The following is a 14,138-nucleotide window of genomic DNA, read 5'->3' as shown; positions in this document are numbered from 1 at the left end:
TCTAATGCTGCTGCGGTGTAACGGATTCGGGTTGTGTGAACTCTGGCTGCTGGTAATCCACGGGCAGCACAACGGTGGGAACCCGGATATGCTGCAAAAACTCGGAAGTCGGGGAGCCGATAAACACCCGCGGGGCAGGGCCGCCGTTGCTGGAATCCAGGCACAACAGATCGCCTTTCTTCCACTTCAAGGCATCAATGGCACCGCTCCAACCGTCGCCGGAACCGATGCCCGTTTCCACCGTGATGTCGGGGAAGCAGTCCATGATCCGATCGCGCGCCCGATCCAGCATCGCCAGCGCATTTTCGTGCCACTGATCAGTAAGGTCTTGCACCAACGATTTCTTGATCATCACCGGGATATCCACCAGCCCGGTCGGGGAAAACGCCATGATGCGCAGAGGAACTGACAGCTTGTCCGCTAAATTCGCGGCATATAACAAGCCTGCCTGCGAGGTGTCTTCGCCGGATTCTAAGAAGGCGTAATTCAGGCGGGTGATGCCGTTTTTCGACAGCTTCGTTGCCCGTGGCGCCAGCCCCAGTGGGCTTGGCGACGAGTGCAGCAGCGCGGATGTTGTCGAGGACGTATTGAAACGACCCTTGGGCGTCGACGTGCTCGATCCGACGATCACGAGGTCAGCGTTAAATTCTTTCGCCGCGTCGGTCAGGATCGGGGCGGGCGACGAGCCGTCGGCAAGCACCGAGACGTCATCATCCCAGTACTGCTGGTCCACCCCGGCGTCAGTCAAAACTTGTTCGACCGCTTCCTTGCACGCTTTGGCTTCTTTTTTGAAGGACTTTTTGTATTTCCCACCGAGCTTTGCCAAAGAAGTCGCTGGCCACGGGCGTAACAGAATGGATACGACCCGGATTCTGACGGGCATGGCACGGGTGAGCCAGGCGGCATAAGCAATGGCCTCGTGCCCAGAAGAAGAGGGATTCCAGGCGACGAGGATGCGTGCGGGTTGGCGCGTGCTTGTCGACGAGACAGCGCCGGCAGAATCAGTGGCCATGAACCTTAGTGTAGTTCGTTGTGTTTTGCGGGGGTATAACGCTCCGCCAACTCGACGATGACGTCGGCAAGCTCAAGTGCGTTGGCCAAAGAATCTTCATCCAAAGTATCCAGAAGCTGCGCCAACGTCTTCCGACGTGCCTCGCGCGCTTCTTCATATTCAGTCTTGCCCAAGTTAGTTAGGGCGACTTTTACTCCACGACGATCAACGCTGTCACGTACACGACGAATTAACTCCCGGCGCTCCAACTGCACCAAGGCATTGGACGCGGTGGGCATCCGGATACCTTCGGCTTCAGAGACTGCACTAATACGGCTAGCGCCATTTTTGTACAGAAACTCCATGATGGTCATCTGCGCGGGGGTCAACGAATAGTGACTAGCGATGCGATCATATAGTACTCGCAAACGAGTCATTGGTTCCTGGAGTTTCGCTGCCACTTCTTCCGCTGTTTTGCTCATAACTGATAGCTTAGTCACCTTTTGCAATGAATGCTTCTAGCTTGGCCGAAGCTTCGTCGTCGGAAAGCTGAATCGGTGGTGATTTCATGAGATAGGACGACGCGGAATCCACCGGGCCAGCTACTTTCCTATCCAAAGCGATTTTGGCCACACGGACGGCGTCGATGATGATACCCGCAGAATTGGGTGAATCCCAGACCTCAAGCTTGTATTCCAGATTCAACGGAACCTCGCCAAACGCAGAACCTTCCAAACGAACATACGCCCACTTGCGGTCATCGAGCCATTCGACATAATCCGATGGGCCGATGTGCACGTCGCGGCCGGATTTCAGACCCGCCAACGGGCCATTGTGCAGATTCGAGGTCACCGCCTGCGTCTTGGACAACTTCTTCGATTCCAAGCGGTCGCGGTCCAGCATGTTTTTGAAATCCATGTTTCCGCCGACGTTCAACTGCATAGTGCGGTCCAAACGCACGCCGCGGTCCTCAAAGAGCTTCGCCATCACACGGTGGGTGATCGTGGCTCCCACCTGCGACTTAATATCGTCGCCGACGATCGGCAGCCCGGCATCGACGAATTTCTGCGCCCACTCAGGATCGGATGCGATAAACACCGGTAGCGCGTTCACAAAAGCGCAGCCAGCATCAATAGCAGCCTGCGCGTAAAACTTATCGGCTTCTTCCGAGCCAACCGGCAGATAAGACACCAACACATCGACCTCGGCATCGCGCAGCGCTTGGGCGACGTCAACCGGCTCTTCCGCGGATTCCTCGATAGAGGCAAGATAATGCATGCCCAAACCATCCAACGTCGGCCCGCGCTGCACGGTCACCCCGGTGTGCGGGACATCAGCGATGCGGATCGTGCAGTTCAGCGAAGCGTCGAGGGCGTCGGCAAGATCAGTGCCGACCTTCGCAGCATCCACATCAAACGCCGCGACGAACTCCACATCGCCGACGTGGTAATCACCCAACTGGGTGTGCATGAGGCCAGGGATTTTCTCGTCGACGGCGGCATCGCGGTAAAACTCCACGCCTTGCACCAGGGAAGTAGCGCAGTTACCGACACCGGCGATGGCCACACGAACTTTAGACATTATGGTGTGCTCCTTTCGTTAGCCAGCCCAGGATAAATCCGGCAGGACGCAGAAACCGCACCCGATGGATGGTGTATCGATTAAGAAGAACCAGGTGAATCGATCAAGATCGACCACGAGGGGCTCGCGGTGGTTTCCCCGAATTGGACACACCCCGTATTCTTTGAGGAGATATTTCTACAAGGCAATGACAGAGGTTTGACGGTGACTGAGAACTCCCAGACTGACACCGACGATTCCCGCACCGATGATGCCCGGCAGCCGCGCACACGGCGCCAGAAGATATGGATCACGCTCGCGATCATCTTCGTGGCTATTTTGGCGATCCCCGGCATGATTTTTGCGATCGCCTATGTGCGCGCTGATACCCCAGAACCCGGGGAGGTCACCACCGCACAGGTGTCCCATATTTATGCCGCCGACGGCAGTACAGAACTGGCACGGCTGGTGCCACCGGAAGGCAACCGCACCTTCGTCTCGTTAGATGATCTCCCGGACTACGTCTCTAATGCAGTACTAGCTGCCGAGGACCGCGACTTCTGGGACAACAGCGGATTCTCCCTGTCCGGATTTCTGCGTGCCGCCTGGGGGCAAATCACCGGAAACACCAGCGCCGGCGGTGGTTCTACGATCACCCAGCAGTACGTGAAAAACGTCATCGTGGGTGACGATCACTCCTATGCGCGCAAATGGAATGAGCTTGTTCACTCCATCAAAATGACCAACGAGTGGGACAAGGCACAGATCCTGGAGTCCTACCTCAATACCGTATATTTCGGGCGCAACGCCTATGGCATTGAGGCTGCCTCGACTGCGTACTTCAACAAACCGGCCACCGAGCTGACCATCGAAGAAGCAGCCGTGCTGGCCGCGACCATCCAGGTGCCGAACCAGCTTGATCCGTGGAATAACCCAGAGCAAGCCGAAGGTCGCTGGAATTACGTGCTGGACGGCATGGTGGAAATGCAATTGCTGCCCAGCGAACAACGCGCCGGAATGGTCTATCCAGAAACCCGCGACCCGGCGGAATACTCCGCATACACCGAGGCGACCGGGCCGAACGGGCACATTAAAAACAAGGTCATCGAAGAGCTCGAAACCTTAGGTATCACCGAAGATGATGTGACCAACCGCGGCCTACAGATCACCACCACTATTGACCAGCACGTGCAGGATTCCGTGCTGCAATCCGTAGAAGAAAACATGGCCGGGCTGCAGGAAGACGCGCGCTCTGCCGTGGCCACCATCGAGCCGAGCACGGGTGCCGTGCGCGGTTACTACGGTGGCGACGAGGCCTCCGGCTGGGATTACGCTTCCGCCGGGCTGCAAACCGGATCGACCTTCAAGATCGTCGGACTGGCCGCCGCCTTGCAACAGGGCATCCCGCTGGGCGCGAACTACGCATCGACACCAGTAACGCTGCCGGGTGGCATTGAAGTCACCAACTGGGACGGCAACGGCTGTGGCGTGTGTTCGATCGCCACTGCATTGGAATACTCCTACAACACCTCGTTCATCCGGCTGCAGGACGATTTGGTCAACGGCACACAAGACACCGCCGATATGGGGCATGCGCTCGGCGTCGCCAAGTCATTCCCAGGGGTGGAAGAAACCCTGACCGAACACGGCGAACAACCTTATGAAGGCATCGTGCTGGGCCAGTACCAATCGCGCGTGATCGATATGGCAACCGTGATGGCCACCCTGACCAACCACGGCGTTTACAACCAACCGCACTTCGTCTCCCGCGTAGAAACCTCCCGCGGCGAGGTGCTGTACGAACACAACGACCACAAGCCGGAACGACGCGTTTCCGAAACCGTGGCAGACAACGTCATCCAGGCCATGCAGCCAGTGGCAGCCCACGCTGGTCAGGTGCTGGCCGGGGGACGCCCGTCGGCAAGCAAGACCGGCACCGCGCAGTTGGGTGATACCGGATTGAACAAGGATGCTTGGATGGTCGGCGGCACCCCAGAACTGTCCACCGCAGTGTGGGTCGGTACCGCTGATAACACCTCCGCGATCTTCAACCAATACGGCGGCAACATGTACGGCGCAAACACCCCGGGATCGATCTGGAAGGATTCCCTGGACCGCGCGCTGGAAGGCCGCGAGCAGACGTCATTCGAGAGTGCAGCTCCGGTGCGCTGGCGCACCTACGGCGGCAGCGGCTCCAACCTGATCGAAAGCTACGTTCCACCGGCATCCAGCGGTTCGGGACGTTCCGGTGGCGGTTCGCAAAGCGGTGCTGCAACCTCATCTGAGAGCCCAGAAGCGCCGGAAGACGAGGACGACGGCGAGCCAAACGAGGGCGACGAAGCACTAGCGCCGGGCGGACGCCCAGGTGGCCAGGGCGGCCAAGGCGGTGGCCAAGGTGGCCAGGGAGGCCAACAAGGCGGCGGACAGGCCCCACCTGCGGCACCGGCGCCTGGTGAGGTTATCGAAGATGCCATCAACGAACTGGAGAACCTGCTGTAATGACCAACCGGGCTGGCTGGGTCGCGCCAGCTGAGACCGAACCGGCGGCCCGGAAATTCATCGATTTCCTTGGTGGTCCCGTCGGCAAGCACGGCAGGCTGGCTGAGTCGCGCTGGTTCCACCCCGTGCAGGCGATCGTCTCGGTGGCGATACTGATCCTGGCTGGTGGATTTCTCACCAAAGCACACTGCACCAGGGGCAGCATCAACCCCGATACCGGAGCAATCGACCTGGACTGGTCCGGTAACCGGGCATATGTTTCTGCTTGCTACAACGACATAATTCCATTGTTTGCCGGGCGCGGGCTGGATACCGGGGGATTTCCCTATGCCTACTCCTGGCAGGAAGACGACCTTACGCGCTACCTGGAATATCCCGTGCTTACCGGCTATTTCCAAGGAATCATGGGATGGTTAGCCCGGGTCAGCTATCCGCCGGTCGAAGCTGTGAGCAAGCATCTGGTACCGGTGCCGATGGCTGGCTGGTATTTCATACTGACCGTCCTGGTGCTTTCCCTGTTCTGGGTGGCAACCGTGCGCATGGCGTGCGCCCTTGCTGGACGACGAATCTGGGACATCATGCTGGTTGCAGCCAGCCCGTTGGTGCTGGTGCACGCATTTACCAACTGGGATATCCTGGCGATCTTTTTCGCGGTCGCCGGGTTGCTGCTGTTTGCTCGCGGACGCACCGCGTGGGCAGGCGTCGCCATTGGCTTAGGCACGGCGACGAAACTCTGGCCGCTATTTTTGCTGGGCGCGATCATCGTCTTAGCACTGCGGCTGCGTAGATTCCGCGCGCTCATCATCGTGGCAATAACCACCGCGGTGACGTGGCTGGTGGTCAACCTGCCAGTGATGCTGGCATACCCCGAGGCCTGGAACGAGTTCAATCGTTTAAACAGCACCCGTAGCTGGGAATGGACCACCATTTATGCAGTGGCCGCACGATTGACGCTTTTCGACGGCTTCGACCCGGACGGTGCAGAGGTACCGCAGATTCTGAACACGGTGAGCCTGGCACTGTTTATCGCCAGTTGCGTCGCGATTGCGATCCTCGGACTCGTCGTCAAGCGGCAACCACGAATGGCGGAACTAGTTTTCCTGATTATTGCCGCGTTTTTGCTGTTTAATAAGGTCTGGTCGCCGCAATATTCGCTGTGGTTGGTTATTCCGGCAGTACTTGCGTTTCCACGGTGGCGGCTGTTGTTGACCTGGATGGCCGTCGACATGCTGGTCTGGCCGGTATTGATGTGGCATATGCACGGCGCGGACAACAATGGCCTGCCTGCAGAATTTTTGGATGTCGTTGTGCTCACCCGCACCGGACTGATCGTCGTGCTGGTGGTGTGCGTGGTGCGGCAAATGCTCGGAAAAAATCTACCGGGGCAACAGATATCGGGAGACCGGAACCAAGCAGATCCCGTGTACCGCGCACATAATGGATATGACCCACTGGCGGGACCGTTGCAAGTGACACCCGAGAAAGCCGCAGAACACGTCGGCGGACAACAAACCCCTGAAACCAGGCAAGGACACCCAGCTAAGGAGACTGCATGAACGTCATCGTGATCCTCGGAGTTATCTCTATCATCATTGGGCTGTCCTGCATAGGTGCTGCGTATTGGGCAATCCATCGCAAACCTACGCGGCGGCCCGCTGTGGTGCTCGGGTTAGTCGCGCTGCTGTTTTTGACCGTCATCCCCACAGTGCTGGCAATATTTTTCGCCACCACCAACGCCGGGTAGCTTCGCTTGCTTCGCTTGTTGGCGACCGAAGCCTTGGCACCCCGGCGCACCGCGTACCCCGATATGGATGCGCGGTATCCGCCACGGCGCAGGCGTGGGTGATTGCGGAAAGACCCTGGGTGCGCTAGTCTTTGATGGTTGCTTGACGCAACGAACCCTCCTGCCATATCCGCGAAGGTGATATGGCCGAAACAACAAGACCATAGGAGGTGATGAGGTCCGTGCGTCGCTACGAAGTAATGATCATTCTGGATGCTAAGCAGGATGAACGCACCGTTGCCCCATCCCTGGATAAGTTCCTGGAAACTGTCCGCAAGGATAACGGCAAGGTGGAAAACGTTGATGTGGTGGGCAAGCGCAGCTTGGCTTACCCAATAAAGAAGAGTTCCGAAGGCATCTACGCCGTCATCAACCTGGAATGCGAACCGGATTCGGTTAAAGAGCTTGATCGGCGTTTGAACCTTTCCGATACCGTACTGCGTACCAAGGTTCTGCGTACCGACAGCTAAATCCGGATACTGGAGGTCGTAGACCACGAACCTGCATCCCGGAAAGCACTGAGGAGAAAACATGGCACAGGGAGATACCAACATCACGGTGGTCGGCAACGCGGTTGCGGACCCGGAATTGCGCTTCACCCCCTCGGGTGCAGCGGTGGCTAACTTCCGCATCGCTTCCACGCCGCGGCGCTACAACGCGCAAACGCAGCAGTGGGAAGACGGTGAGGCCCTGTTTTTGACCTGCAACGCATGGCGCAATATGGCCGAAAACGTTGCAGAATCAGTGTCCAAGGGCATGCGGTTGATCGTGACCGGCCGGTTGCGCCAGCGTTCCTTCCAAACCAAAGAAGGCGAAAGCCGCACTGTCTTTGAAATCGAAGTGGATGAAGTAGGCCCATCGCTGAAATACGCTTCCGCACAAGTGAACCGCAACTCGCGTGAGGGCGGGTCCGGTAACTTCGGCGGTGGCGGAAACAACCAGTCCAACCAGGGCGGTTTCGGCGGCGGTGCTCCTGCTGGCGGTTCTCAGGGCGGATTTGGTGGAAACCAATCCAACCAGTCGAACAACAACGGCCCGGATAACGACCCGTGGAATTCTGCCCCACCTGCTGGTGGATTCGGCGGAGACAGCGAACCTCCGTTCTAAGATTTAGCTCGTTTATTCACCGCAAAACTGCTGCACCGCGCCAAATCACCCATATCACTGGCGGGGCCAAAGCACACAAACAACGAAAGGCAGGGATCATGAAACTGATCCTCACCGCTGCCGTTGAGAACCTCGGCGCCGCAGGCGAAGTCGTAGAGGTCAAAAACGGCTACGGACGCAATTACTTGCTGCCGCGTGGCCTGGCTATCCCAGCCACCGCCGGAGCAGAGAAGAACATCGAAGGCATTCGCCGTGCGCAGCAACAGCGCGAGATCCGCGACCTGGATCACGCTGTTGAGGTCCGCGAAGCTCTGGACAAGCTGTCCCTGAACGACGTCGTCGTCAAGGTTAAAACCTCCTCGAAGGGTAAGCTCTTCGGTTCGGTTACCGCAGAAGACGTCGCCCAGGCCGTTGCTAAGGCCGGCGGTCCGAAGCTGGACAAGCGCATCATTGACCTGCCAAAGGCTCTGGTGAAAAAGACTGGTAACTACCAGGCTGAGGTTGAATTGCACTCCGATATCAAGGGCAAGATCAACTTCTCTGTCGTCTCTGCTTCCTAGAGAGTCCTAGAGAAGCTCTTTAAGTTAACGACAACAGCATTTGCATTACTCCCCGTTCGGGTGGTCTGTGAGGGGACCACCTGGGTGGGGAGTTTTGTCGTAGCTATGCCTGCATGGTCATCGCCGCTTGCGTTCAGGGGGCGTTGCAGCTGCAGGGTTCGGTGGGGGTTGATCGGAACGTTGGGGTTTGGCGGGCCAAGGTGGTGCATTTTTACAAATAGTGGCTCAAAACAAGGCCTAAATCGGTGCCTATTTGTAAAAATGCACCATGGCCGCCTCACAGTTGCACCCGCTCCCGCCCGGCAGTTGCACACGCTCGCACCAGGGTTGCACACCCCCCGCCGCACAGTTGCCCACAGCGCCGAGCGCACTTGTGGATAACTTGTGGGATTTGTGAAGAAGTTTCCCCGCCCGATGGTGCTGGTGGTGTGCGATTTGCGTAAAATCCAACATTGTGGGCAGAGAACTTTCTGCTGGTACAGCGAATATTCAGAGTTTGTGCACAAGCTGTTTAATTCTTTGTAATGCCGTCTAGCTGGGGTTTTATGGCGAATGGCAAATATGCACACACGGTCATCCACAAGAATTCCACAAGCTGCGGAAAACCAGCAGGTCGCAGTCGCTCACGGTGGCAATCTCCACGGATTCTCCACCATGCCTGTGAATAAACCTGTGGATAACTTTTGGTTGTGGCCGTGGCCGGGGTGACGGCCTCGTCGGCAAGCGTCTCCGCCTGCAACGAAAAGACTCACCCGACCGCAAACACCACCCACCGCGATCGAACACACCAGCCTGCAACCACAAGCCAGACCGGACCGCCATCACCAGGCACGAAAACCACCGAAATTTACCGCAAGGGTCGTGTCGTTAAAATAAACTCCACAGAATAACCCGCCACGCTAAGGAGAACCCCATGAGCCCGGAAGCCAACGCGAACTTCGACGACGATTATCAGCTTCCGGAACCACCCCCGGAGGAGCCAAGCTTCGATAATTTCGCGGTTCCTGATCCGCACGATGCGGGCTTCAGTGTCTCGGATAGTAATTTTTCCTCGAATACATTCTCCGGTAATGACGCGCAGTTCCGCTCCCGGAACAGGGGCAGGCGCGGTAAATTCCAGCAGGAGCAGGCCGACGAGTACGCGGAATTGCGCCAGCCGCCGCATGACCGCGACGCAGAGCAAGGTGTGCTGGGAGCGATGTTGATGAGCCCGAACACCGTGATGGAAGTCATCGAAGAATTAGATCCCGAGGATTTCTATTATCCTGCGCACAGCCTGATTTATGAGGCAATGCTGGATCTGTATGCCAATGGCGAAAATATTGACCCGGTGATCGTTTCCGATCGGCTCAACAGGTTCAACAATCAGGAGCGGGCCGGTGGTCCGGTGTATTTGCACACCCTGATTTCGACGGTTCCCACGGCCGCGAATGCGCTGTATTATGCGGAAATTGTCGCGGAGAAGGCCGTATTGCGCAAGCTTGTCGACGCCGGCACCCGGGTGGTGCAGTTGGGCTATTCCGGAACGGAAGACGCGGAGGTCGCTTCGGTGATCGACCGCGCCCAGCAGGAGGTATTTGCGGTCGCGCAAAAGCGCAAAACAGAGGATTATCAGGCGTTGAGTGACCTGATTAAACCCACGGTCGACGAGCTGGCGGCATTGGAGCGCGTGGGTGGTTTGGAATCCGGAGTGCCGACGGGATTTATCGACCTGGACAAGATCACCAATGGTTTGCATGCAGGCCAGATGATTATTGTCGCGGCGCGTCCAGGTGTCGGTAAGTCGACACTTGCGATGGATTTCATGCGCTCGTGCTCGATCGACAACGGCAAGACGTCGGTGATTTTCTCACTCGAGATGTCCGCCTCGGAGATCGTGATGCGTTTGCTTTCCGCTGAGGCAGAGATTCAGCTGACGGATATGCGTGCCGGAAAGATGGATGAGCGGGCGTGGGAAAAACTCACTGACAAGCTCAACACGGTGCAAAATGCGCCGATCTTCATCGATGACTCGCCAAACTTGACGATGATGGAGATCCGGTCGAAAGCCCGCAAGTTGAAGCAGCAGCATGGTTTGGATTTGCTGGTGTTGGACTATTTGCAGTTGATGAGCTCCGGTAAACGTGTTGAGTCGCGTCAGCAGGAAGTTTCGGAGTTTTCGCGGCAGCTGAAGCTGTTGGCGAAAGAACTAGAGGTGCCCGTGGTGGCTATTTCGCAGTTGAACCGTGGCCCGGAAGCTCGTACGGATAAGCGGCCGCAGCTGGCGGACCTGCGTGAGTCGGGTTCGTTGGAGCAGGACGCGGATATGGTCATGCTGTTGTACCGTCCGGATTCGCAAGACCGCGATGATTCGCGTGCGGGTGAGGCCGATATTATTCTTGCGAAACACCGTGGCGGGCCGATCGATACCGTGACCGTGGCGCACCGGTTGCGCTTTTCGCGTTTCGACAACTACGTACAGAACATCTAGGCGGTGCAACAGCCGATGGAATAGCGTCGGCAAGTTAGTTGTTGTGTCATATGTACGACGTACTTTCGGTGCGCATCGCTACGCCGTCTCGGCAGCCAGCCGACGCACAGGCGAGCATGAGCGCGTACCGTGGGGATCTGTCGATAAAAGCAAGTAGACCCTATGCGATCAATTAGAGGAGAATGCCACCATGGCAACCGTAGACATTACTGAAGACACCTTCGAAAGCACTGTTGCGGATAACGACATCGTTATCGTTGATTCTTGGGCTGACTGGTGCGGTCCTTGCCGCCAGTTTGCGCCTACTTTCGAAAAGTCGTCGGAAAAGCATGACGACGTCGTACATGCCAAGCTGGACGTTGATAACAACCAGGGCATTGCTGCGGCTTTGCAGATTCAGTCGATCCCTACTCTGATGATCTTCCGTGATTCGATCATGGTCTTCCGTGAGGCCGGTGCTTTGCCACCTGCAGCGCTGGAAGATGTTATCCAGCAGGTGAAGGGGCTTGACATGGATGATGTGCGCAAGCAGCTTGCAGAGCAGAACGCGCAGCAGGACAATTCCTAGATTTCGGCTCTAGATCACGACGGGTTTCCTGTGTGATTCTTGCCCGGATTTTGACCGGTGGAATAGGTAGAACGAAGCCAATGCAACGTTCCATTTATTTCGCCGGTTTTGGCTATTCCTAGGGTTTTGCAGCGGATTCAGCGATATCTTTCTGAGACGGCAGGCCCGCAAATCCCGATAACACGCCAACCCGCGACGGCACAGCGACGTCCGCGCCTGCCTACTATGCGATAGGTCACTGAAAAGCCGCTCAGAATTCCGTATTATTTTTGGGGTACGGCGATAGACGAAATTCGATTTCGGAATGGAGCAAACGTGGATCTATACGAGTACCAAGCTCGTGACTTGTTCAGCGCACACGATGTCCCTGTGCTGCAGGGCATTGTCGCAACGAATCCAGAGCAGGCAAAGCAGGCAGCCGAGAAGATCAACTCGGATCTTTTCGTGGTTAAAGCACAGGTGAAAACCGGCGGCCGTGGTAAAGCCGGTGGCGTTAAGCTGGCCAAGAGCCCAGCTGAGGTTGCTGAAAAGGCTGAGGAAATCCTCGGTTTGGACATTAAGGGCCACACCGTTAAGACCATCATGGTTGCCGAGGGTGCAGATATCGCAGAAGAGTACTACTTCTCGATCCTGCTGGACCGCACCAAGCGTCGCTACCTGGCCATGTGCTCCAAAGAAGGCGGCGTGGAGATTGAAACGCTCGCCGCAGAGCAGCCAGAAAAGCTGGTGCGCAAGAACTTCTCGCCACTGTCTGGTCTGACCAACGATATCGCTCGTGATATCGCCAAGGAAGCCGGTTTTAGCGACGAGGAAACTGAGCAGCTGGTTCCGGTTTTCCGTAAGCTTTACGAAGTTTATGAGCAGGAAGACGCTCAGTTGGTTGAGGTTAACCCGCTGGTCAAGACCGACGACGGTCGCATCATTGCTCTCGACGGCAAGGTCTCGTTGGATGACAACGCGCTGTTCCGTCACGGCGATCATGCCAACCTGGAAGACGTCGAAGCAGCTGACCCGCTGGAGCGTCGTGCCAAGGAGCTGGATCTGAACTACGTCAAGCTCGACGGCAGCGTCGGCGTGATCGGTAACGGTGCTGGTCTGGTTATGTCCACGCTGGACGTTACTGCCTACGCAGGTGAAGAATTTGGCTCGAAGCCAAAGCCAGCAAACTTCCTGGACATCGGCGGCGGCGCTAATGCGAAGGTCATGGCTAACGGACTGGAGGTTATCTTCAGCGACGAGCAAGTCAAGTCCGTTTTCGTCAACGTCTTCGGCGGTATTACTGCGTGTGATGAGGTAGCAAACGGTATCGTCCAGGCCAACAAGATTTTGGCTGATCAGGGCATTCAGGCTAAGCCAATGGTCGTCCGCTTGGACGGCAACAATGCAGAGCTGGGACGTAAGATCCTCAGTGAAGCCGACCTGGCACACGTTGAGCAGGCAAGCACCATGGACGAAGCAGCACGCCGCGCAGCCGAACTGGCTGACCAGGCTTAAGGAAGGGGCATAAAAACAGTGTCTATTTTTCTCGACTCAGATTCGAAGATCATCGTTCAGGGCATGACCGGCTCTGAGGGCATGAAGCACACCCAGCGCATGCTCAACTCGGGTTCCAATATCGTTGGTGGTGTCAACCCAAAGAAAGCCGGCGAGCAGGTCGAATTCGAGGGCGGTAAGACCGTTCCAGTGTTCGGCTCCGTGGAAGATGCAAAGAACGAGACCGGAGCCAACGTTTCTGTCATCTTCGTGCCAGCGAAGTTCACCAAGGCTGCTGCGGAAGAAGCCATTGATGCCGAGATGCCACTCGTCGTCGTGATCACCGAAGGTGTACCAGTAAAGGACACCGCGGAATTCCACGCTGCTGCACAAAAGAGCGGCAAGACCCGCATCGTTGGACCAAACTGCCCAGGTCTGATTTCTCCGGGCAAGTCCAATGCCGGCATCATCCCAGCAGAGACTGCTCCAAACCCAGGAAAGATCGGCTTGGTTTCCAAGTCCGGTACTTTGACCTACCAAATGATGCACGAGCTGCGCGACATCGGATTCACTTCGTGCGTTGGTATCGGTGGCGACCCAGTCATCGGCACTACTCACGTCAACGCGATCGAGGCATTCGAAAACGATCCTGATACCGAAGCCATCATCATGATCGGTGAGATCGGCGGCGACGCTGAAGAATTCGCAGCGGAATACATTAAGGAGCACGTCACCAAGCCGGTGGTTGGTTATATCGCAGGCTTCACTGCTCCAGAAGGTAAGACCATGGGGCATGCGGGTGCTATCGTTTCCGGTTCTTCCGGAACCGCAGAAGCCAAGAAGCAGGCCCTGGAGGCTGCTGGTGTCAAGGTCGGTAAGACCCCAACCGAAGCAGCTAACCTGATGCGCGAAATCGTTGGTGCGTAAATCCTGCCGTTGCTGTCAGGCTGCCGAGCCGCTAGTCGCTGGCCAGTGTTGCTGATGCAGCGGTAGAACGCATAATTTTGCGGTTACCGGCCCGCCGATCCACACAATCTGGATCGGCGGGCCGGTTTTGTCTGTCTGCGCATTCCGGAACCATGCACATAGATTCCGTATTATGGGCTGCAAGAATGCAATTGAGCTAG

The 14,138-nt window shown here is 56.9% G+C and carries 13 protein-coding genes; 10 read left to right on the top strand and 3 right to left on the bottom strand.

Going from position 1 to position 14,138, the window contains the following annotated elements:
- Position 1: 1 nt before the first annotated feature.
- The 3 genes from ACP8MI_RS10575 to ACP8MI_RS10565 are packed head-to-tail and all read right to left on the bottom strand — an operon-like array spanning position 2 to position 2,572.
- Positions 2–1,012 carry a universal stress protein gene (locus tag ACP8MI_RS10575; RefSeq protein ID WP_144736861.1) on the bottom strand — a complete coding sequence of 337 codons (1,011 nt, stop codon included), beginning with the start codon at positions 1,010–1,012 and terminating at the stop codon, positions 2–4.
- 5 nt (positions 1,013–1,017) lie between these two features.
- Positions 1,018–1,473: a MarR family winged helix-turn-helix transcriptional regulator gene (locus ACP8MI_RS10570; RefSeq protein ID WP_049149474.1), complete on the bottom strand. Its 456-nt coding sequence runs from the start codon at positions 1,471–1,473 to the stop codon at positions 1,018–1,020.
- Positions 1,474–1,483: 10 nt separating this feature from the next.
- On the bottom strand, positions 1,484–2,572 hold the full coding sequence (locus tag ACP8MI_RS10565) for an inositol-3-phosphate synthase (protein WP_018120552.1): 1,089 nt from the start codon (positions 2,570–2,572) through the stop codon (positions 1,484–1,486).
- Positions 2,573–2,776: 204 nt separating this feature from the next.
- On the opposite strand from ACP8MI_RS10565, the gene ACP8MI_RS10560 reads away from it, so the two are divergent.
- The 10 genes from ACP8MI_RS10560 to sucD all read left to right on the top strand — a co-directional run bounded on the left by ACP8MI_RS10560 (position 2,777) and on the right by sucD (position 13,938).
- Positions 2,777–5,050, top strand: coding sequence for a transglycosylase domain-containing protein (locus ACP8MI_RS10560; protein ID WP_284589851.1), 2,274 nt, complete (start codon positions 2,777–2,779; stop codon positions 5,048–5,050).
- Positions 5,050–6,606 (top strand): glycosyltransferase family 87 protein, encoded by a 1,557-nt coding sequence (locus tag ACP8MI_RS10555; protein WP_284589852.1) that lies wholly within the window; start codon positions 5,050–5,052, stop codon positions 6,604–6,606. Before ACP8MI_RS10560 ends, ACP8MI_RS10555 begins: the two co-directional genes overlap by 1 nt.
- Positions 6,603–6,794, top strand: coding sequence for a hypothetical protein (locus ACP8MI_RS10550; RefSeq protein WP_018120549.1), 192 nt, complete (start codon positions 6,603–6,605; stop codon positions 6,792–6,794). The genes ACP8MI_RS10555 and ACP8MI_RS10550 overlap by 4 nt, the downstream gene beginning before the upstream one ends.
- Positions 6,795–7,015: 221 nt before the next feature.
- Positions 7,016–7,303 (top strand): 30S ribosomal protein S6, encoded by a 288-nt coding sequence (gene rpsF, locus ACP8MI_RS10545; RefSeq protein WP_023018753.1) that lies wholly within the window; start codon positions 7,016–7,018, stop codon positions 7,301–7,303.
- Positions 7,304–7,364: 61 nt separating this feature from the next.
- Positions 7,365–7,940, top strand: a complete 576-nt coding sequence (locus tag ACP8MI_RS10540) for a single-stranded DNA-binding protein (protein WP_018120547.1) — start codon at positions 7,365–7,367, stop codon at positions 7,938–7,940.
- A 98-nt stretch (positions 7,941–8,038) separates the two neighbouring features.
- Positions 8,039–8,500, top strand: a complete 462-nt coding sequence (rplI, locus tag ACP8MI_RS10535; RefSeq protein ID WP_018120546.1) for a 50S ribosomal protein L9 — start codon at positions 8,039–8,041, stop codon at positions 8,498–8,500.
- 913 nt (positions 8,501–9,413) lie between these two features.
- On the top strand, positions 9,414–10,970 hold the full coding sequence (gene dnaB / locus ACP8MI_RS10530) for a replicative DNA helicase (RefSeq protein WP_018120545.1): 1,557 nt from the start codon (positions 9,414–9,416) through the stop codon (positions 10,968–10,970).
- A 190-nt stretch (positions 10,971–11,160) separates the two neighbouring features.
- Positions 11,161–11,538: a thioredoxin gene (trxA, locus tag ACP8MI_RS10525; protein ID WP_018120544.1), complete on the top strand. Its 378-nt coding sequence runs from the start codon at positions 11,161–11,163 to the stop codon at positions 11,536–11,538.
- Between the two features lie 315 nt (positions 11,539–11,853).
- On the top strand, positions 11,854–13,032 hold the full coding sequence (sucC, locus tag ACP8MI_RS10520; protein ID WP_018120543.1) for an ADP-forming succinate--CoA ligase subunit beta: 1,179 nt from the start codon (positions 11,854–11,856) through the stop codon (positions 13,030–13,032).
- 18 nt (positions 13,033–13,050) lie between these two features.
- Positions 13,051–13,938 carry a succinate--CoA ligase subunit alpha gene (sucD, locus tag ACP8MI_RS10515; RefSeq protein ID WP_018120542.1) on the top strand — a complete coding sequence of 296 codons (888 nt, stop codon included), beginning with the start codon at positions 13,051–13,053 and terminating at the stop codon, positions 13,936–13,938.
- The last annotated feature ends 200 nt before the right edge of the window (positions 13,939–14,138 follow it).

It is taken from the genome of Corynebacterium sp. LaCa_70, from assembly GCF_058182015.1.
This window is presented reverse-complemented; position numbering and strand designations above follow the sequence as displayed.